At 69.1% G+C, this 298-nt stretch carries 1 protein-coding gene; it reads right to left on the bottom strand.

Going from position 1 to position 298, the window contains the following annotated elements:
* The coding region (locus tag HJY11_RS13500; RefSeq protein ID WP_208076454.1) for an FHA domain-containing protein at nt 1-298 on the bottom strand (298 nt) is incomplete at both ends.

Genomic DNA, 298 nt, shown 5'->3' on the forward strand with positions numbered 1-298 from the left:
GCCTTCGCGAAGGGTCGCAGGCTCCTGCAGCGCGCGGCCGTTGACGAGGGTGCCGTTGAGCGAGTTGAGGTCCTCGATCACGAGCGCGGGGCCCTGGAGGGAGAAGCGCGCGTGGCTCGCGGAGACGAAGGGCTCGTTCACGCAGATATCGGAGGACGGGGAGCGGCCCACGATGACCGGCCCCAGGATGTCCATGTGGATGCCGCGAATGCCGCGCGGTCCCTTATCGACATCGATCGTCCAGATCGCGGAGTCGCGGCGCTGGCCGCGCACCAGCCCCACGCCCGTCTTCATGACG

Source organism: Bittarella massiliensis (ex Durand et al. 2017) (genome assembly GCF_017566145.1).
Classification (GTDB): Bacteria; Bacillota; Clostridia; order Oscillospirales; family Ruminococcaceae; genus Bittarella; species Bittarella massiliensis_A.